The sequence below is a fragment of the Mesorhizobium sp. M0761 genome (genome assembly GCF_040320205.1).
Taxonomy (GTDB): domain Bacteria; phylum Pseudomonadota; class Alphaproteobacteria; order Rhizobiales; family Rhizobiaceae; genus Mesorhizobium.
Genome location: NZ_JAMYPF010000011.1, coordinates 171,362 through 189,583 on the forward strand (window position 1 = coordinate 171,362; position 18,222 = coordinate 189,583).

Annotated in this window: 19 protein-coding genes; 13 read left to right on the plus strand and 6 right to left on the minus strand. The window is 61.2% G+C overall.

The window, feature by feature from the left end; genetic code table 11:
* The first annotated feature begins 48 nt into the window (after positions 1-48).
* A complete protein-coding gene (locus NKI32_RS19435) occupies positions 49-234 on the plus strand; it encodes a hypothetical protein (RefSeq protein ID WP_023667982.1) in 186 nt (61 codons plus the stop codon).
* A gap of 8 nt (positions 235-242) precedes the next feature.
* Here NKI32_RS19435 and NKI32_RS19440 read toward each other — a convergent pair whose 3' ends face one another.
* Complete coding sequence (locus tag NKI32_RS19440; RefSeq protein ID WP_352521484.1) at positions 243-2,057, minus strand: hypothetical protein; 1,815 nt, start codon at positions 2,055-2,057, stop codon at positions 243-245.
* Positions 2,058-2,142: 85 nt separating this feature from the next.
* Between NKI32_RS19440 and NKI32_RS19445 the strand changes: the two genes are divergently transcribed.
* From NKI32_RS19445 to NKI32_RS19495, 11 genes are all read left to right on the plus strand, one after another.
* A complete protein-coding gene (locus NKI32_RS19445) occupies positions 2,143-3,246 on the plus strand; it encodes an inositol-3-phosphate synthase (RefSeq protein WP_023681094.1) in 1,104 nt (367 codons plus the stop codon).
* Positions 3,243-3,839, plus strand: a complete 597-nt coding sequence (locus NKI32_RS19450) for a histidine phosphatase family protein (RefSeq protein ID WP_023667978.1) — start codon at positions 3,243-3,245, stop codon at positions 3,837-3,839. Before NKI32_RS19445 ends, NKI32_RS19450 begins: the two co-directional genes overlap by 4 nt.
* Positions 3,840-3,853: 14 nt before the next feature.
* Entirely contained in the window at positions 3,854-4,954 is a 1,101-nt protein-coding gene (locus NKI32_RS19455) for a CgeB family protein (RefSeq protein ID WP_023667977.1), read from the plus strand.
* A complete protein-coding gene (locus NKI32_RS19460; RefSeq protein ID WP_023667976.1) occupies positions 4,954-5,757 on the plus strand; it encodes a sugar phosphate nucleotidyltransferase in 804 nt (267 codons plus the stop codon). Before NKI32_RS19455 ends, NKI32_RS19460 begins: the two co-directional genes overlap by 1 nt.
* 3 nt (positions 5,758-5,760) lie before the next feature.
* Positions 5,761-6,522: a TIGR04290 family methyltransferase gene (locus tag NKI32_RS19465; protein WP_023667975.1), complete on the plus strand. Its 762-nt coding sequence runs from the start codon at positions 5,761-5,763 to the stop codon at positions 6,520-6,522.
* Entirely contained in the window at positions 6,515-7,447 is a 933-nt protein-coding gene (locus NKI32_RS19470) for a glycoside hydrolase 5 family protein (RefSeq protein ID WP_023691448.1), read from the plus strand. Before NKI32_RS19465 ends, NKI32_RS19470 begins: the two co-directional genes overlap by 8 nt.
* 7 nt (positions 7,448-7,454) lie before the next feature.
* Complete coding sequence (locus tag NKI32_RS19475) at positions 7,455-8,612, plus strand: glycosyltransferase (protein ID WP_023667973.1); 1,158 nt, start codon at positions 7,455-7,457, stop codon at positions 8,610-8,612.
* A gap of 8 nt (positions 8,613-8,620) precedes the next feature.
* Positions 8,621-9,598 carry a GNAT family N-acetyltransferase gene (locus NKI32_RS19480; RefSeq protein WP_023667972.1) on the plus strand — a complete coding sequence of 326 codons (978 nt, stop codon included), beginning with the start codon at positions 8,621-8,623 and terminating at the stop codon, positions 9,596-9,598.
* A gap of 4 nt (positions 9,599-9,602) precedes the next feature.
* A complete protein-coding gene (locus NKI32_RS19485; protein ID WP_023691450.1) occupies positions 9,603-10,505 on the plus strand; it encodes a class I SAM-dependent methyltransferase in 903 nt (300 codons plus the stop codon).
* A 73-nt stretch (positions 10,506-10,578) separates the two neighbouring features.
* The gene (locus tag NKI32_RS19490; protein ID WP_023691451.1) at positions 10,579-10,797 is read left to right on the plus strand and encodes a hypothetical protein; all 219 of its coding nucleotides are present in this window, start codon (positions 10,579-10,581) and stop codon (positions 10,795-10,797) included.
* A 141-nt stretch (positions 10,798-10,938) separates the two neighbouring features.
* Positions 10,939-11,115, plus strand: a complete 177-nt coding sequence (locus tag NKI32_RS19495) for a hypothetical protein (RefSeq protein ID WP_023667969.1) — start codon at positions 10,939-10,941, stop codon at positions 11,113-11,115.
* Here NKI32_RS19495 and NKI32_RS19500 read toward each other — a convergent pair whose 3' ends face one another.
* From NKI32_RS19500 to NKI32_RS19520, 5 genes are all read right to left on the minus strand, one after another.
* Entirely contained in the window at positions 11,116-11,679 is a 564-nt protein-coding gene (locus NKI32_RS19500; RefSeq protein WP_023667968.1) for a sigma-70 family RNA polymerase sigma factor, read from the minus strand.
* A 623-nt stretch (positions 11,680-12,302) separates the two neighbouring features.
* A complete protein-coding gene (locus NKI32_RS19505) occupies positions 12,303-13,274 on the minus strand; it encodes an amino acid ABC transporter permease (RefSeq protein ID WP_023687785.1) in 972 nt (323 codons plus the stop codon).
* 19 nt (positions 13,275-13,293) lie between these two features.
* A complete protein-coding gene (locus NKI32_RS19510) occupies positions 13,294-14,574 on the minus strand; it encodes an NAD(P)/FAD-dependent oxidoreductase (protein ID WP_023687784.1) in 1,281 nt (426 codons plus the stop codon).
* Between the two features lie 144 nt (positions 14,575-14,718).
* Positions 14,719-15,546: a transporter substrate-binding domain-containing protein gene (locus NKI32_RS19515; protein WP_023736090.1), complete on the minus strand. Its 828-nt coding sequence runs from the start codon at positions 15,544-15,546 to the stop codon at positions 14,719-14,721.
* Positions 15,547-15,845: 299 nt separating this feature from the next.
* The gene (locus NKI32_RS19520; protein WP_023712240.1) at positions 15,846-17,048 is read right to left on the minus strand and encodes an MFS transporter; all 1,203 of its coding nucleotides are present in this window, start codon (positions 17,046-17,048) and stop codon (positions 15,846-15,848) included.
* A 176-nt stretch (positions 17,049-17,224) separates the two neighbouring features.
* Here NKI32_RS19520 and NKI32_RS19525 point away from each other — a divergent pair, with 176 nt between their 5' ends.
* Positions 17,225-18,136 (plus strand): LysR family transcriptional regulator, encoded by a 912-nt coding sequence (locus NKI32_RS19525; RefSeq protein ID WP_023736092.1) that lies wholly within the window; start codon positions 17,225-17,227, stop codon positions 18,134-18,136.
* The last annotated feature ends 86 nt before the right edge of the window (positions 18,137-18,222 follow it).

Here is an 18,222-nt window from a genome sequence, read left to right on the forward strand (position 1 = left end):
CCAACCTTGTAGTTTGGCGGGAGGGACCCGATACGGAGGATCATCCTCATGCAACCCAAGCGACCCGCGAAGGATGTCGACAAGATTGCCGAACGCGAGGCGGCTGCCTATTTGCGGCGCTCCTCGATCACCTATCTCGAGTGCTGCGTCAGCTTGATGATGACGCATCTGCAGCGCGAGGAAGTGGCCGCTATTCTTGAGCAGGAAGCAGACATGCTGCGAAGGCTGGATTGATCGAAACGTTACACCTGAGATTCGTCCAGGAATCGTATCAGCCCCGCCCTGTATCGGTCTGCCGTCCCGGCCAGCCTTGCTTTTTCCTGGCCATTTTCGGATTGCGCAGCCGTGCTCCAGAGCCCGATTTGGAACGCCAAATAGCAGGGTTCGAAAAAATCGATGTGGCCATTGTCAATATCGAGCCCCATCCCCTCGACCAATGTCGTCACATCGCTGTCGGACAGTCCATATTCGACACAGGCGCCGGCAATGTCCCACTCTATCGGCTGGCAGCCAATCAAATCGTGTGCCCGGCAATGGTCGACGGCATCTGTCTTGACCACCGTGCCATCGGCACAAACGAGAAACTCCCACGCGTGAAGCTTTCCGTCGATTTCCACCCGCTGCAGAACATGCGCAGGGGTTTTTTTCGAGAGCCAATGGCGCAACGTCGCCGCTCGGTTCTCGCCCAGGGCTTCAGATGTATTGGAAACAGCCATTTCCGCGAGTGCGAGCAATGATGCACCCGGTTCGCAGGTTCGGAGATTGAGCGCCCGCCAGGCTAGATAGCGCGTCAACTCCGCGACCAGCCTTCCTCTGGGCAGCGGCGCCTGGTCCATCGTGGTGCCGTCAATCCACCGTTCGACCAGAAAGCCGTGGCAAAGCCCGACCACTTGCGATCCGAACCCGGCTTTCCCCAACATTTCCGCGGCTCGTCTCTTACGCCGTCCGGTTTCGCCGAGGCCGGCGAATTTGACGAGCCAGCGACCACACCCCGCGGACGCCAGGAATTTACGCCGCTCGATGCCGCGCGGGCTCGGCGGCCAATGCTTTTCGTCGACGTAGTGGACGCTCCTCCATTCGCCACCAGACAGTTCGGTCAGGCGTAATTCGGGGCTGCCGACCGCCTCGGCCACCCATTCGCTAAGCGTGGGAATGTTCGAGCTTTCGGGGAAGGTGCATTCGAGCGCCGTCGCCACATGTTTCGGACAGCGCGACCATGTCTCCCTAGCCTCCCGTGACGCTTCGATGCCCGGGTTGCCAGGATGGCTGGGAAACAGGTGAATGCGGTCCATACCAATACCCAGTTCCCGCAGCCACGCGACGACGGCGTGCATCGAACTGCCGGACAGACCGGGACCTTCGTCTACAACGGCGAAGCGTGCCGATGGATTGTTCTTCCAGGAAGCGATCGAGCGCGAATCGGCATTGATGTGCCTGCGGAAAGGATGGCCGACCGGACGAACGCTGAACGGCGCCGGCGCGCCAATCGCGGCAGCCACTATGGCGGCAAGCCCCAGGCCGATGCTGCGGATGCCGATCACGCATGTGTTCGCATCGAGACCTGACTCCTGCGCCGCTCCCAAATAGCTTTCGGGATAAAGCGCGTAATGCGCGTAACCCTCGGCAGAACCGGTCAGAACCTCAGCCTCGCAATCCAACCCGTCCAGCAGTTGGAGAAGTCCCGGCTCGATGCCACCGCCCACGGCGAAACCGCTTCGCCACGACTTCGCCACCTCTGCCGCAAGACCAACCAGCAATCTGGCGCCTTGCTGTTGCCGCGGCGAAAAGATGTCGATGCCCCTGTTCTCGAAATCGACATCGGCAAGCGCGCGAACCAGTTCCGATACGCTGATGAATAGGCCGACCAACGCGGCATGGCGTCGGACGCCATGAGCCATGCGGTCCAGACTTTGAGCAACTTCGCTCGCAGCATCGCGAAGCCGTTCTGCGCTCTGCCTCCGCTTCTGGTCGCCGTAAACGATCATCGACCGGTTTTCCAATGCTTTGCCTTGCGGCAACGCAGCCAGCGCTGCTTCGATCCATGCTGTCTTGCGCAATTTTTCGGCAGGCCAAGGAACATTCCGGCACGCTGGTGGTTCGGCGGCAGGAACTTACCTTTGAACAGCATAGGGCGGCAGTTTCGTGGGATCGAAAAAGGTTCGTGTCGGTATCGTCGGGGTCGGCAATTGCGCATCCTCCCTGGTGCAGGGCCTCTCCTATTATCGTCACGCAAAAAGCAACGAACCAATCCCAGGGCTGATGCATGCCGACCTCGGCGGTTACCATGTCGACGACATCGAGATTGTCTGCGCATTCGACGTCGCCAGGAGCAAGGTTGGCCTCGACGTCGCTGAAGCAATCTACGCCGCCCCGAACAACACGTTCCGCTTTGCCGATGCGGCGGCAAACGGCGTTCGCGTCGAGCGCGGACCGACACTTGACGGCATCGGAAAATACTTGCGCGACGAAATCGAGGAGGCGCCGGAGCCGGTTGCCGACGTCAGCGAAATCCTGCGCAACAGCGGCGCCGACGTGCTGGTCTCTTACCTGCCGGTGGGCTCCGAGGAGGCGACGCGCTTCTACGCCGAATGCGCGCTTGAGGCCGGCTGCGCCTTCGTCAACTGCATACCCGTTTTCATCGCCTCACGTCCGGAATGGCGCCGGCGCTTCGAGCAGCGAGGGCTGCCGCTGGTCGGCGATGATATCAAGAGCCAGGTCGGGGCGACCATCGTTCACCGCCTGCTGGCCAATCTCTTCCGCGAGCGCGGCGTGCGCATCGATCGCACTTATCAGCTGAATTTCGGCGGCAACACCGACTTCCTCAACATGCTGGAACGCGAGCGGCTGGAATCAAAGAAAATTTCCAAGACCCAGTCCGTGGCCAGCCAGTTCGATGTTCCCCTGGAGCCGGGCAATATTCATGTCGGACCCAGCGACCACGTACCGTGGCTGACCGATCGCAAATGGGCCTATATCCGGGTGGAAGGGACGACCTTCGGCGGCGTGCCGCTCAACGCCGAGCTCAAGCTGGAAGTCTGGGATTCTCCAAATTCAGCCGGCGTGGTGATCGATGCGATACGCTGCGCCAAGCTTGCGCTCGATCGCGGCATAGCGGGAGCACTGACCGGTCCCTGCAGCTATTTCATGAAGTCGCCTCCCGAACAGTTCACCGACGCCGAAGCGCGGCAGCGCACGCTCGCTTTCATCGCCGGCAAGGACGAGCCTTTGCTGGATGCCGCGGAATGACGACAACGTTCTTTTTGATCCGTCATGCAGCGCACGACAATGTCGGCTCCTATCTTGCAGGACGAATGGACGGCGTTTGCCTTGGCGAGGCTGGGAAGGCGCAGGCCGCGCATCTTGGTGGCCGCATGGCCCGGGAGCCGATTGAAGCCATCTTGTGCAGCCCGCGTGAGCGTACGCAAGAGACGGCCGTGCCGATCGCGCTTGCCTGCGGCGTCGGTGAAATCGCGATCTGCGCCGAACTCGACGAGATCGATTTCGGCGATTGGTCGGGAAAGACCTTCGACGAGTTGAATGGCGATGCCGGTTGGCGGGCGTGGAACGACCAGCGGCAGGAGGCCAGGACACCGAGCGGCGAGACCATGCTGGATGTGCAGGAGCGGATCGTCGCACTGATGAACGCAGTGCGCGAGCGGCATCCGAACCAGTGTGTCGCCCTGGTCAGCCACGCCGACGTCATCAAGGCCGCCGTCTGCAAGGTGCTTGGCTTGCCGGTCGGCGACTGCTTCCGCTTCGACATCGATCCAGCCTCGATCACGACGATCGTGTCGGGTGACTGGGGCTCCAAGCTCCTGCGAATGAACGAAGCTGCCTGACGAGGACTTTCCGGATGCAGATGGTCATTTTCGGTCTCACCGTTACATCATCATGGGGCAACGGCCATGCCACGCTCTGGCGCGGTCTGATCCGCGCCCTGGGTCGGCTGGGATGGTCCATCACCTTCTTCGAACGCGATACCCCCTACTATGCCGGGACGCGTGATCTCGATCGGCTCGATGGCGGCAACGTCGTCATTTATCCGGACTGGGAGGACATCCGTCGCGTTGCGGAGCGGGCAATGAAGCAAGCGGATGTCGTCGTCGTCACCTCCTACTGTGCCGACGCCGTGGAGGCCTCGCGGCTGGCGCAGCAGACAGGTCGCGGATTGCGTGTCTTCTACGATCTCGACACTCCGGTCACGCTTGCCCGCATCGAGCAAGGCGAGCGTCCGCCCTATTTCGGACCTGAGGGTCTCGCCGATTTCGACCTCGTTTTGAGTTACACCGGCGGCTCTGCGATCGAGGCGCTTAAGTCGGTTTTGGGCGCGCGTCACGTGGTGCCGCTCTATGGGCATGTCGATCCCGACCAACACCGGCCGGCAGAGAAGCGGGCCGAATTCGCCGGTGATCTGTCCTATCTCGGAACTTACGCGGCGGATCGCCAGGCCGGCGTCGAAAAGCTGCTGGTCCGCCCGGCCGCGCGCCTGCCTGACCACCGTTTCATCATTGGCGGCGCGCAATATCCGCAGGAATTCCCATGGAGCGACAACATCTTCTTTGTCAGGCATCTTCCGCCAGCCGACCATCCGGCTTTCTTCTCATCATCTCGCCTGACACTGAACGTCACCCGGGAGGCGATGGCGCAAAAGGGCTGGTGCCCGTCGGGACGGCTCTTCGAAGCGGCCGCGTGTGGGGCTGCCATCGTCACCGATGCATGGCCGGGCCTGACCGAATTTTTCGAACCCGGCCGCGAAATCTTGTTGGCGCATGACACCGATGATGTGGTCGCCGCATTGCGATTGCCGGAGCGCGAGCTCGACGGCATTCGAAGGCGTGCCCGCGACCGGGTCTTGGGCGAACACACTTCGGCACGGCGCGCGGCGGAACTGGATCGCATCCTGAACGAGGCCTTTCAAAGATCTCCCGGCGAACCGATGAGGGAAGCGGTCTGATGTTGGGCATCGTACCCGCTGCCGGGCGCGGCAGCCGCATTCAGCCGCTCGGCTTCTCGAAAGAGCTGCTGCCGGTCGGTAGCCGGATCGATGGACAGACCGAGCGTCCATGCGCCGTGAGCGAGTATCTGGTACGGCGCATGGTGCAGGCCGGCGTCGACAAGATTTGCTTCATCATCGGATCGGGCAAATCCGACATCCTTGAATACTACGCCGCCGGCTACGGTGACGCGGCGGCTCTCTTCGTGGTGCAGCCGAACCCCGTCGGTCTGTGCGATGCGATCTTCCGGGCGGCGCCCCTCGTCGCGCCCGACGAGGTCGTCCTGGTCGGCCTTCCCGATACGATCTGGTTTCCCGAGGACGGTTTCCGCCATTTGCCCGACGATCAGCTCTCATTTCTGCTTTTCCCGGTGGATCAGCCGGAATTCTTCGACGCCGTCGTCACCGACGTCCACGAGCGCGTGATCGAAATCCAGGTCAAACGACAGGATGCCGCCACGAACTGGGTCTGGGGTGCGTTCAAGATGCCGGGCCATATCCTGCATCAGCTTGCGGCACTCTGGCGTGAGCGCGAGCGCAGTGACGAATATATCGGCACTTTGGTCAACGCCTATATTGCGGCCGGCGGTACAGCTTTTGGTGTCAGGGCTGGGTCGGACTATGTCGATGTCGGCACTTTCAACGGCTATCGAACAGCTCTGCGGTTGCTTGAAAACGACGCCTCATCCGCGCAGCGCCGGCCCACCATGATCATGCCCGGCGCGCAGTCGCATGTACCCGTCGTTCCTGGCGAAGGAGCCTGAGCCATGCTGCATTCCCATGCCGAAATCCGCCGCCGCATCGATGCGCTCGGCCCATGGTTCCACAACATGGAACTTGCCGGCGTCCAAACCGCTCCCAACCATTTTCTGGGCAACTACCCGCTGATCAAATGGCGCAAATTTGCCAATGCCATTCCCGCTGATCTGAGGGGCAAGGCCGTACTCGATATCGGCTGCAATGCAGGATTTTACTCCATCGAGATGAAACGGCGAGGTGCTGACCGTGTCCTCGGCATCGATTTCGATGACGCCTACCTGGCGCAGGCTCGCTTTGCCGCCGAGGTTGCCGATTGCGAGATCGAATTCCAGAAGCTTTCGGTCTACGACGTCGGCTCGCTGCGCGAGACGTTCGATGTCGTGCTGTTCATGGGGGTGCTTTACCATTTGCGCCACCCCTTGCTCGCGCTCGACCTGATCCGCGAACATGTCGCCCGTGACCTGATGATCTTCCAGTCCATGCAGCGCGGCAGCGCGGATCTGCCCGAGTTGGAAGAAAACTATCATTTCTGGACGCATGACCTGTTCGACCAGCCGCAGTTTCCCAAGCTGCATTTTATCGAGCACCGCTATGCCGACGATCCCACCAACTGGTGGATTCCAAACCGCGCCTGCACCGAAGCGATGCTGCGCAGCGCCGGTTTCGAGATCGTTCTGCACCCCGAGCAGGAGGTCTATTTCTGCCGCGCAGCCGGGGACCCGGCCGGCGGCGGCGCCATCTACCCCTCGAAAGGACAGCTCCATGATTGAAGCCGCCATGATCTGGAACGAGCCCAACAACAAATCGCATTGGGACCCAGAGCTCGATCCCGATTGGAGCCGCTTTGCCAGGATGGCGATCTTGTCGGCTGACGCAATCGCGTCGGAGAACCCGTCTTTGACGAAAGTACTCGGTGGCATCTCGCCGATAGATCCGGGCTTTATCACCCGCATGAAGGAATTCGGCGTGCTGGACCATGTCGATGCCGTCGCCGTGCACGGCTTTCCGCTCGACTGGAACCTGTGGCAGATCCACGAATGGCCACAGAAGATCGGCGAGATCGCGACCGTCACCAACCTTCCCATCTGGGTCAGCGAAGTCGGCGTATCGACCTTCGGCGCGGAAGAAATCCAGGTCTGGGGGCTCAAGCGCACCGCCGAGTTGCTGATCGGCAACGCACCACGCATCCAGTGGTACAGCCTCTACGATCTTCCGCGCGAATGGGAAGCAACGACGCGGCATCGCGAGGCAGAGGGCTCTTCTTACTATCGACATTTCCACATGGGGCTGCTACGCCAGGACGGTACGCCAAAACCTGCGCTGGAGGAGTTCCTGCGCTACACGCCCGCAATGGGGCTGGTGCAGTGGTTTCATTTCGAGGACGCCCGGCTGGACGATGCCGTCGCCTGGATGAAGCGGCTGGGCGTCACCAATATGCGCACGGGGCTTTCCTGGGCAGACAGCTTCCGGCCGAACGCGCTGGACTGGTTTGACCGGCAGATGGAGGCACTCGCCGATTTCGACGTGACGGTCACCTTTTGCTTTACACCGCAGCATCGCGGAATGATGCCCCACCACACCAGCCCACCTCTGGTGCCGGAGGAGTTCGCGGAATTCTGCGCAACCATGATCCGCCGCTATGCGCCCGGCATGACGTCCGCTTCGCTCCCGACGCGGCGGGCCTCGGCAGCGTGAAAGTGTCATGCTGCCAATGCATCAGACGCCCGACACATTGGACGAATTAGCGGCATCATCGACAGGTGGTGCGGCATACGGGACCGAGGCGCAACCAGCCGCGGCGCTCACTGTCCTCAATGTCGCCTACCCTCTCGCACCCGTCGGACCCGATGCTGTCGGCGGTGCCGAACAGGTTCTGTCGATGCTCGATCGGGAGCTGGTTCGCGCCGGCCACCGCTCTATCGTCATTGGCTGCCGCGGCTCCAGCGCGAGCGGTACCCTTGTGGAAATACCGGCTGAAAACGGCGTGCTCGACGAGGCGGCGAAGAGCCGCGCGCAGCAGGCTCATCGCAAAGCGATCGCCGCTGCCCGCGCCCGATGGCCGATCGATGTGGCTCATCTGCACGGTATCGATTTTCATGCCTATTTGCCCGACGATGGTCCGACCCTGGTGAGCCTCCACCTGCCCTTGGACTGGTATCCGGCCGAGGCTCTGCGACCGACGCGCGACGACCTGTGGCTCCATGCGGTCTCGCCCACCCAGCAGCAAACGGCGCCACCAGGGGCCAGACTGGTGGCGCCGATTCCCAACGGCGTTGACATCGAAGCACTGAGCCTGGTGCAGCCGAAGCGAGACTTTGCCCTGGTTCTCAGCCGAGTCTGCCCGGAAAAGGGCATTCACCTGGCCCTGGACGCGGCCAAACAGGCGGGCGTGCCCCTGGTCATCGGCGGCAAGGTCTACCCCTACGAAACACATACGCGCTACTTTCGCGACGAGGTCCAATCCCGTCTTGATGCTCGCCGCCGCTTCCTGGGCCCGCTCGGTTTTAACGCCAAGAGGCGCTTTCTCAACGCAGCCCGCTGTCTGGTCATTCCAAGCCTCGCCGCCGAGACAAGCTCGCTTGTCGCCATGGAGGCCCTCGCCTGCGGTACCCCGGTGGTCGCATTCCCGAATGGTGCGCTTGCGGATGTCATCGAGCACGGCAGGACGGGCTTTCTCGTCAACACAGTCGACGAGATGGCCCAAGCCATTCTTGCGGCGCCCAGCCTGGACGCCGAGGCGTGCCGGGTGGAGGCGCGACGGCGGTTTTCGCTGGAACGGATGATCTCGTCGTATATGGCTGCCTATCAGGCGCTGGCACAACTTGGCACAGATTGCCGGCGCTTCGCTGCGGCACCGTGAGAAAAGCAGTGTTGCGCAGCGAAATCATCGATGACCCCGTAAAATTCGATGCCTTGACGCCGCACTGGTGGAAACTGTGGGAGCAGAGTTCCTCTGCGACGCCGTTCCAATCCCCCGCCTGGCTGGTGCCATGGTGGCGCGCATTCGCACCCGGTGAACTGGCGACAGTTGCGGTCTGGCGTGGCGGCGATCTGGTCGGGCTGGCGCCACTCTATCTCGAGCATGGAACGGCCGGTTCGAAGCTGCTTCCGGTCGGTATTTCGCTCAGTGATTATCTGGACATCCTGGCTGTCCGGGATATCGAGGCGGCGGTTGTCGCCACCATTGCCGAAACGATCTGCTCGGTCGGGTGGTCACAATGGATCTTGTCTGATCTGCCGCAAAACAGTGCCGGTCTTACGATCGCGCATCCCGGTTTAACGGTCGAGAGGCCGGTAATTCATGCAGCCTGTCCCGTGCTTGCTGTTGCCGGCGACGACACGTTGGCCGGCTGCGTTCCCGCTCGGCGCAGGCGCCAGTTGCGCCGGGCGCGCCAAGCGGCGTCCAGACGCGGCCGGCTCGCGTTGGCGTCAGCGCGGGGCGATCAGAACTTCCTGAACCAATTGATCCGCCTGCACCAGGCACGCTGGGTTGGACATGGAGGTGGTGTATTGGCCGACCCCGCCGTGCAGCACTTCCATGGGCTTTCACTTCCCTTGCTCGATGCTCACGGCCTGGTCCGATGCTGGTTGCTCGCGATCGATGGCACGACTGTCGCCGCCTATTACGGATTTCACCACCGCGGCCGCGCCTATGCCTATCTCGGCGGCCTCGATCCTGCATATGCCGAGGAGAGCCCAGGGGCGATCCTGATCGGCCACGCGATCGCGGAGTCGATCCGCGAGGATGCGCGCGAGTTCGACTTCCTGCGCGGCCAGGAGGCCTACAAATATGGCTGGGGCGCCGTCGACAGGTGGACGATGCGGAGGATCTGGACGCGGAGTTGATGTCATGAGTGTGCACGCGCAGCGCCGGACATCGGTCAGACGGGCGGTCGAAGATTGCATGGCCGATGGTGCCTGCGCCGAAGCTGTTCTCGTCAGGCTGGCGCTTCACCTGCCGCCCACAATTGAAGCGGCGGAATTGGCGGAGTTCGTGCTGAAAGTCCGTCCGGCGGATACCGGCGATGCTGAAAGACTGCGAAAGGTCGCTGGACTGCTGCGCCACAGACCGGGCGTCCTTGCCACTTTGCGAGCGACAGGCGGCGCCGTTCGGCATGAACGCGGTAACGGCGAGACGGATATTGCCGTCGTCACGCGGCTGGCCTCGAGTTTTGATGCCGCGGCAGCAATTTCGACAGCCGCAAGTGTCCAGTTAGGATCCCTTGGCGATGACGAGCGGCTGACAGCCATGACCGACGAAATCGTTGAATGGCTCGAGGCGCGAGAATTCACCGGAATTGAACGAGACATTCTCGACATCGGTTGCGGCATCGGACGTTTCGAGCGCGCGCTGTCCAATTCCTTCAAGCGGATGGTCGGCATCGACATATCATCGCGGATGATCTCTATCGCCTCCGAGCAATGCGCAGCGCTCGGCAATGTCGAACTGCGCCAAACCTCCGGTCTCGATCTGGCCGACTTCGACGACGACAGTTTCGATTGCGTGTTGGCGGTCGACAGCTTTCCCTACCTGGTCCTGGCCGGCATGGCTGAGCGGCTTTTCGATGAAATTGCGCGCGTTCTCAAACGGCCGGGCCGGCTCGCATTGCTCAACTATTCTTATCGCGGATCGCTTTCTTTGGACCGGGCCGACATCGGCCGTCTTGCGCAAGCTCACCAATTGCGGGTCGTCATCGACGGCGAGAAGCCGTTTGGGTCATGGGATGGCGACGCCTTCCTGCTTGCTGGGTGAGACGGAACATTACAGCGCGATGCCGGTTCGGGCGTCGGCACCGATCGGTGTCCTGGATTCGAAGGAGGAGATCATGGCATCCGGCGGCAAAAAGCATTTCGGCCAAGGCAGCCAAGGCAAAGGTGCCGGCGCCGGCGCAATGACCACCTTGGACAAGGACAAGATCGAAGAAAACGCGGTTTTGTCCAACCGCGACAGGAAGCAACATAGCCGAGAGCGCGGGCTGGACGGCAATCGAATCAAGTCCGATCAATTTCAGGATCACGCCGCAAACCGGTTGCTGAAGGACTGACGCCACCGCGCCGCGTCTTGCCGCGGCACGGAGGAAAACTGTGCAAGGGCCGCCGGTGAGCCTCTCGGCGGTCGACAACGCCTTGTAGTGCCGAGCGCTCATCATCAGACTTGGATCTAGGGATGCTATCAAGAGAACGTGATGTCTCATTCGAGCGACGATACCACGGATCTGCTTGTCGAGATGGCAGTGGATCAGGAGATTGCTTCCCTGCTGGCCGCCATAGAGCAGGAAAAGATACCAGACCGCCTATCCAAGCTGGCGATCCAATTGCAAAACGCTCTCGTCGAGAAGCGTCGGCGAGACGTGAAGAGCTGATTATCTGCGGCTGTCGACCTCTATATCGAGCTGACCATCCGACAGCTGATTTCGCCTTTCTATCAATGTCTGCAACGAGCTCTCCCCGAGTAGCTCAAGGATGTTGGCGCGGGCACGGTTCAGCCGGCTCTTGACCGTCCCTACCGCGCAGCCGCAGATTTCGGCGGTTTCCTCGTAGCCCACTCCTAAAACGCCGATCAGCATCAGCACCTCGCGCTGATGTTCGGGCAGCTTTTGGATGGCGCCGTGAACTTCCTTGCTCTGAACGGTCCATTCCTGGGTAGCTTCCGAAATCGGTCTCGAAGACGCGCAGTCGAGAAGGCCTGGCGCTTCCCGTGCAGCGATCTTGATCCGGGTGTAGTAGGTGTTGCGCATGATGGTGAAGAGCCACGACTTCATGCGTGTACCAGGTTCGAACTTGTCGATGTTGGCGAGCCCTTTGGTCAACGTTTCCTGCACCAGATCGTCGGCATCGTCTGGAACGCGGCAGAAGGTGCGCGCGAAAGCCCGCAGGGCAGGTATCAGATCGACGATGGAAACGTCATTGGTTTGTTGGTCGGCCAAGAGATAGCCTCCGGATGACAATGGTCCAGCTCCCAGAAAAAAGAGTGAATGAACGAAGCCAGAGCTAAATGCATGGAAGTTTGGTTCGTTCCCGCCGTTGGAAACAACTCTTCGAAAATTCCACCGGGCACGAACACGCCGACTACGGTCTTCCCCCAACCACGCCCACTTCAAAGGAACGAAACACCATGCCGAGCTTCATTCCCGGGAAGTCTCGCCGGTGCGTTTGGCTGTGCAGGGCATGGACCGAGTCGTGCGGCTGGTAACGCGCAAACCACTGCTGACAAACCTATTGGCGAACCACGTGGCGAACTCGGCTACCATCGATACATAGCGATAATGGTTGGCCGGAGACATGTTAGAGTCATTAATTTTGTTAACTTATTGGCGCGGGTGAAATCCAGCAATCGGTCGTAGTTGCCGGGCGGTCGGCCAACGAACATGCTCGTCCAGCACTTGCTCTATTCTGCCCTCCGATCGGGCTAAGCCGATGAAATACCGGGTTGATTCACCCCTCACGACGTCGCCGAACGGCATGCTGTCGCGTACAATCTGCAGCTGCTCTCCGAAGCTGGCTGTTGCGGTGCTGTGCAACTCGCTTTGGCGAAGATCACGGATGACGATCAGCGCTTGAGTGAGCGCCCGAACCGGTCCTCGATCCGCGACTGAAGGAACTCGAGCCCCATCGAGAGCAGCCAATAGATCATCGAGGCGGTGATGAGCATCTCGATGTGGCGGAACTCGGTCTGGCCCTGCGTGCGTGCGAGATACATGATCTCCCAGACCCCGACCACCGAGACCAGCGAAGAATCCTTCAGCATCGCAATGAACTGGTTGCCGGTCGGCGGCACGATGACGCGCATCGCCTGCGGCAGGATGACCAGGAACATCGTCTGGTTAGCGCTAAGGCCGAGTGCCGTAGCACCCTCGGTCTGGCCGCGCGAGATGCTTTCGATGCCGGCCCGGAAGATCTCGGTCATGTACGCGCCGTAGCAGAGCGACAGCGCCATGATGCCAGCCGGCACGGCGCCGATCACGTAGCCAATCTGCGGCAGGCCGAGATAGATGATGTAGATCTGCATCAGCAACGGCAAGCCACGAAACAGAGAGGTATAGAAGGTCGCCAAGCCATAGACCACGCCGTTGCGGGAAAGTTTGGCGATGGCGCCAACGAAGGCGATGAGGGTGGCGATGGCGATCGAAATGGCCGAAATGTAGAGGGTCGTCACCACACCCTTCGAGACGAGGAAGCCGATCTTCTTGGCGATGAACGCGAAGGACAGGTCGAAGGAATAGAAAAACAACATTAGCAACACGAACAGCTCTATCCAAACTGCCACAATCTGCTGTTTGCGGCTGAGATACCGCAGCGCGTTCCAGTTCGCCACCAAGATCAATGCGATCAGCACCGCCGAGACCGCCCGCCCGACGTCCGGGTTGGCGGCGAGCCACTCGACCGACCCCGGAACGAGCTTGCCGAGCCAACTGGCTTTGATGCCGAGCCCATACAGGCCGGCGGCGATGGCGGCGAGCACGAAGAACACGCCAACGCGGCGCGCCGCGTCCGGGTGGTTGAGCAATAGTCGGCCGATCACGTCTTCGATCTCCCTGCGGTCAGCGGGCCCGCTCGCGCCACCAATCCTGCGCCTGCAGCTTCCAGTAGGTGAGTTGCGCAACCGCAAGTCCAGCCGGGCCGCCCGCCCAGGCAAGGCCGAATGGTGCAAACAGCCGGTAACGGTCCGATTGTCCCAGTATGGCTTCGGCGATCAACTTGCCGGCGATCGCCGTGGTGTTGATGCCATGGCCACCAAAAGCCGTGAGGTACCAGACGCCCGGCTGCAACGGGCCTATCTGGGGCATCATGTGCCGGGCATAAGACATGAGCCCGGACCAGGCGAGTTCGGTCTTGAGGTGTTCGAGCTGCGGATAAGTGGTGACCATCTCACGGCGCAATTGCCTCGCCAACACGCCCGATGAGGCTGCCCGGGTGGTGATGCGCCCTCCCCAGAGCAGCCGCCTGCCGCCTTCGACAACACGGTAATAATCGCCTGCGCGACGGTTATCGCCGACGGCGTCGGTCGTCGTAATCGCCTTGGCGATGAGGTCAGGCGCCTCCTCGCTCACCATAACGTAAGTGGCGATAGGCAGGAATGCCCGCTGCAGCCGGCCGACCAGTGGGCCCGTATATCCGCCGGTGGCAACTACGGCCTGGCGGGCGCGCACTTCGCCGCTGTCGGTACGCAAGATCTTTTCGGCGCCGTCAAGGTTGGCTTCAACGGCAGCCGTTCTCTCGTATATCCTGCCGCCCAGCCGCTCGATCTCGCCAGCAACGGCGCGCAGATAGTTAAGCGGATGCATGTGGAAGGCGCTGGGATCGCGCAGGCCTTGGTGGTAGCGATCCGAATGCAGCACCGCTCGCACCTGGTCGCGATCGAGATAGTCGAGCCGGTAGTCGAAATCCCGCGCCAGTTGCTCGGCATATGCCTTGAGCACGGCGCCGCCATCGTGGCGAAGCACGCTCAATATACCGGAGCGCGGCTCTGCCGCCTTGACGTCGAGATCGCGGATCGTCTGCCGCACGAAGTCGACGCCTTCGATGGACAGGCGGTGCAGTTTTTGTGCCGCGTCGACGCCGGCCATCGCGGCGATGTTGTCGGTGCCGGTGGCGAAACCGGGATTGACGAAGCCGCCATTGCGACCGGAAGCGCCGAATCCTATCCGCTGCGCCTCAAGCACGACGACCTGCTGGCCGGCGCGAGCCAGCTGCAACGCCGTCGTCAGGCCGGCCAGTCCGCCGCCGACAACGACTGTCTCGCACTCGGAAACGCCGCTCAGCGGCGGTCTGATGGTGTTGTCGGCAAGCGTGCGTCGGTAATAGGTGTCAGGACATGTCATGATCAATATGATGAGGTGGCGGCACTAGAGCATTTTGCAGGCAGGCGGAGCCGCCCGGTGTCGTGGAAATGCGGCTGAAACAAAACAGATGGAGCGGGATGTTCAATTGAATGCATCCCGCTCAAGCTTTATCCACGACGCTCCTCAGTCGGCGCTGTAATCCTTGCCGTACCACTTGGTGGTCAGTTTCGCGAGGGTACCGTCCTTCTTCATCTCGTCGAGAATGCCGCCGATCTTGGCATTCCACTCGGCATCACCTTTTTCCGCGATCACCACCAGCGGCTCACGGAAGGCATAGCCGCCTTCCAGGACACGCAACGGGTAGCCGTTCTTTATCGCGTTCTGAGCCGTCTGTTCTGGTGCGATGACCGCGTTGAGGCGCACGCCGTCGCCAAGCCTCAAATCGTCGAACGGCAGCATTGAGTCGGCGAAAGTCCTGATCTCACCTGGCTCCAGCTTGTATTCGATGGGCGGCAGGCCGGGAGCATCGATCTCGAGTTGTCTGCGGATGAAATCCTCCGACGTGGTGGCGGTCTCGACGCCGATGATCTTACCGTTCAGGTCGGCGACCGATTTGGCCGGGCTGTCCTTGTGAACCACGTAAACGTAGGGGCTATAATAATAGATGCCTTCGAAATCGATCACCTTGGCCCGCGCTTTGGTCGGCGTCACCGAGCCGACACCCAGATCGTAGCGTCCCTGCCAATGGCCGCCCGTCATCGTCGCCCAGTCCGGCGTGTCGAAACTGACCTCCACACCGAGGCGCCTTGCGATCTCCTTCGAGACGTCGATATCGAAGCCGACCAACTGATTACTGTCGTCGAGGAAACTCTGCGGCGGCCAACCGCTGTTTGTGGCGACCACCATTGCCTTCTTCGAGGTAACCCGGTCGATGGTTTCACCCGCCGACGCCGCAGACGCGAACGCGAGCGTGGTAGTGGCCAAGGCCAGCCACGCGATCAATTTCCTCACTTGAACCTCCCTCTTCATCGTCATTCAGACATATGCTTCCCAGAGCGCGCTCCCGTAGAGAAACAGCAATTGAGAGCGCGGCATGAGATCGATCTCATATCAGCACACATATCGACGAGGGGATCAAGTCCTTTTTCAAGTAGCCAGTTGTCCTCCGGGGGCGCAAAGCATCGGCACCCGCACGGTGCGGCGGAACCCGCGTTTGATGTGACGCGCGTGACTTTCAAGACAGAGGAACGAAGGTCTACTTCAACCTACACAGCATCATAGACAGATGGCGGCACAGGATGGCTTGCTGTCTACGAGTTTCCGATGTTCCGGTTAAGCATGGGTGCGCGGCACACCGGCAGCAGCACCAGCAGGATGATGGCGGAGTCGACCCAGAGGACCCTGTTCACGCCCATCGTGTCGACGATCTGACTGGTCGCTAGGGTACCCACGGAGATGGCAAGATTGAAAGTGAAGCAGTAGATGGCCGTCGCGGTCTCCGCGCTTTCTGGTGCTGCACTCAGCACCCACGTCTGCAGCGTGATGGGCGCCGCGCCATACGCGAAGCCCCACACCAGCAGCAGGATGGTTCCTGTGAGCGGCGTGACCCCGAGCAAAGGGAAGAGAGCCAGCGTGGCGCCGAGCCCAATGACGATGCAGGCCAATGTGCGACCGACGGATTTGGCGGCCCAGACGCCTGCGACGGCGTTGCCAATCATTCCGAGAATGCCATATCCCAACAGTAGCCAGCCTATGCTCCCTGCAGTGACGCCCGAGACCTCCAGCAACACCGGGCTCACGAAGGTGTAGGCACCGTAGTGAGCAGCCACCAGCAGTGCGGTCGCAACCACGCCCGCCAGAAGGGCGGGATTGCGCAATTGCGCACGCAGGGCTTTCACCTCCACAGGCTGCGCCGCCTCCAGCTTCGGAAGCACAAGCAGGGCGGCGAGCAGTATGGCAAAGCTCAGACCGGCGAGAGACCAGAACGCGCCGCGCCAGCCGACTAGATCACCGATGATCGTGCCGGCCGGCACGCCCAGCACCGCAGCGGCACTTACACCGCCGAAGACAATAGTCATGGCGCGCGGCACGGACGGTCCAGGAACAAGGCGTACTGCGATGCTCCCGGCTATCGCCCAAAAGCCACCGATGGTGATCCCGACGAGCAGCCTGGACGCGAGCAGAACGGGAAAGTTCGTTGCGAGCGCTGAAATCACGCTCGCCGCAGCCATTGCCGCGAGCAGGCCCGCCATCAGAATACGCCGGTCGAGCCTCCCCACTGCCAACGGCAAACCGATAGAAGCGAACGCCGCAATTACGCCGGGTATCGTCACCGTGAGACCGCCACTCCCAATAGAGACATTCAACTCGGAAGAAATTGCCGGAATCAGCCCCACAGGGAGTTGCTCCGCAGTGATCATCGAAAAAATACCCAGCGATACGGTGAGCACGGAGAGCCACATGCGAACAGTGGCTCCCTGTTTCTCCTGAAGGGCTGCTTTGGTCAGAGACATGATCACCTCCAGCCCGCGAGAAGGCACTCGACGCCGACGTTTCGGGCAAACGTTAGAGAGACGGATCGGGCAATTGATCCCCGCCTGGCTTCAGATAATCTGTCCACTGCGGATTGATAATCGGGGAAAATATGGATGGTGAATTCACGAAACGTGAATGAAACAGGTGATTGCAGTTGGACCGGCTGACCAGCATGACCGTGTTTGCCAACGTCGTCAGTGAAGGCAGCTTCGCTGGAGGGGCCAAGCGGATGCGACTATCGCCAGCGGCCGTGAGCAAACATGTCCAGATGCTGGAAGAGTGGCTTGGCGCACGCCTTCTCAACCGGACGACCCGGCGCATAAGCCTGACAGAGCTCGGCGCCTCCGTCTACGAGCGCAGTCTGCGCATAATCGAGGATGTCGAGGAAGTTCGTACGAGCGCGGCCGAGAGCAAGACACGTCCCACCGGCTCACTGCGTGTCAGCGCGCCGATCTCCTTCGGCGCGATGCACCTTGGGAGAGTCGTTGCAGAATATCTCGCGGTCTACCCGGAGGTGTCGGTTGAGTTGGTGTTGGACGACCGTGTGGTTGACATCGTGGAAGAGGGCCTGGATGTCGCGGTACGCATCGCTCCACTCACGGTTTCCAATCTGGTTGCTCGCCGAATCGCGCCTTCACGCGAGGTGGTCTGCGCTTCGCGCGATTATCTGGACAGACGCGGGCGTCCCACAAAGCCGTCGGATCTCCACGACCATGATTGTCTGGACTACGCGTTGCGCGCCAGCCGCGGAAAATGGCGGTTCGACGGACCAAAGGGGGAAGTGGCGGTAAAAATCACTGCACGGATGACGGCAACGAACGGGCAGCTCCTGCGCGATGCGGCGCTGGGTGGAGCAGGCATAGTACTTTGCCCCACTTTCCTTGTTGGAGAAGCCATTCGTTCGGGCCAACTGGAGACAGTGATGCCCCAGTTCAAGCCGGTAAGCCGGTCGATCTACGCGATGTACCCGTCAAGCAGGCATCTTTCCGCCAAAGTTCAAAGCTTCGTAACGCTTCTCGCCGCCCACTTTGGTGAGAACCCACCTTGGGACAACTTTGGACCATGACGACTGGAATGTTGAGCCCAGAGGCCGCGCGCACTTGCACGGCCTTACTGTGCATGGGACCAGCACCCAGGGCCAAGGGGCGGTGC

What these genes read in the sequence shown, in the direction of transcription:
- NKI32_RS19435 (WP_023667982.1), top strand. Translation starts at nt 49, where the DNA reads ATGCAACCCAAGCGACCCGCGAAGGATGTCGACAAGATTGCCGAACGC.
- NKI32_RS19450 (WP_023667978.1), top strand. Translation starts at nt 3,243, where the DNA reads ATGACGACAACGTTCTTTTTGATCCGTCATGCAGCGCACGACAATGTC.
- NKI32_RS19455 (WP_023667977.1), top strand. Translation starts at nt 3,854, where the DNA reads ATGCAGATGGTCATTTTCGGTCTCACCGTTACATCATCATGGGGCAAC.
- NKI32_RS19460 (WP_023667976.1), top strand. Translation starts at nt 4,954, where the DNA reads ATGTTGGGCATCGTACCCGCTGCCGGGCGCGGCAGCCGCATTCAGCCG.
- NKI32_RS19465 (WP_023667975.1), top strand. Translation starts at nt 5,761, where the DNA reads ATGCTGCATTCCCATGCCGAAATCCGCCGCCGCATCGATGCGCTCGGC.
- NKI32_RS19470 (WP_023691448.1), top strand. Translation starts at nt 6,515, where the DNA reads ATGATTGAAGCCGCCATGATCTGGAACGAGCCCAACAACAAATCGCAT.
- NKI32_RS19475 (WP_023667973.1), top strand. Translation starts at nt 7,455, where the DNA reads ATGCTGCCAATGCATCAGACGCCCGACACATTGGACGAATTAGCGGCA.
- NKI32_RS19485 (WP_023691450.1), top strand. Translation starts at nt 9,603, where the DNA reads ATGAGTGTGCACGCGCAGCGCCGGACATCGGTCAGACGGGCGGTCGAA.
- NKI32_RS19490 (WP_023691451.1), top strand. Translation starts at nt 10,579, where the DNA reads ATGGCATCCGGCGGCAAAAAGCATTTCGGCCAAGGCAGCCAAGGCAAA.
- NKI32_RS19495 (WP_023667969.1), top strand. Translation starts at nt 10,939, where the DNA reads ATGTCTCATTCGAGCGACGATACCACGGATCTGCTTGTCGAGATGGCA.
- NKI32_RS19510 (WP_023687784.1), bottom strand. Translation starts at nt 14,574, where the DNA reads ATGACATGTCCTGACACCTATTACCGACGCACGCTTGCCGACAACACC.
- NKI32_RS19520 (WP_023712240.1), bottom strand. Translation starts at nt 17,048, where the DNA reads ATGTCTCTGACCAAAGCAGCCCTTCAGGAGAAACAGGGAGCCACTGTT.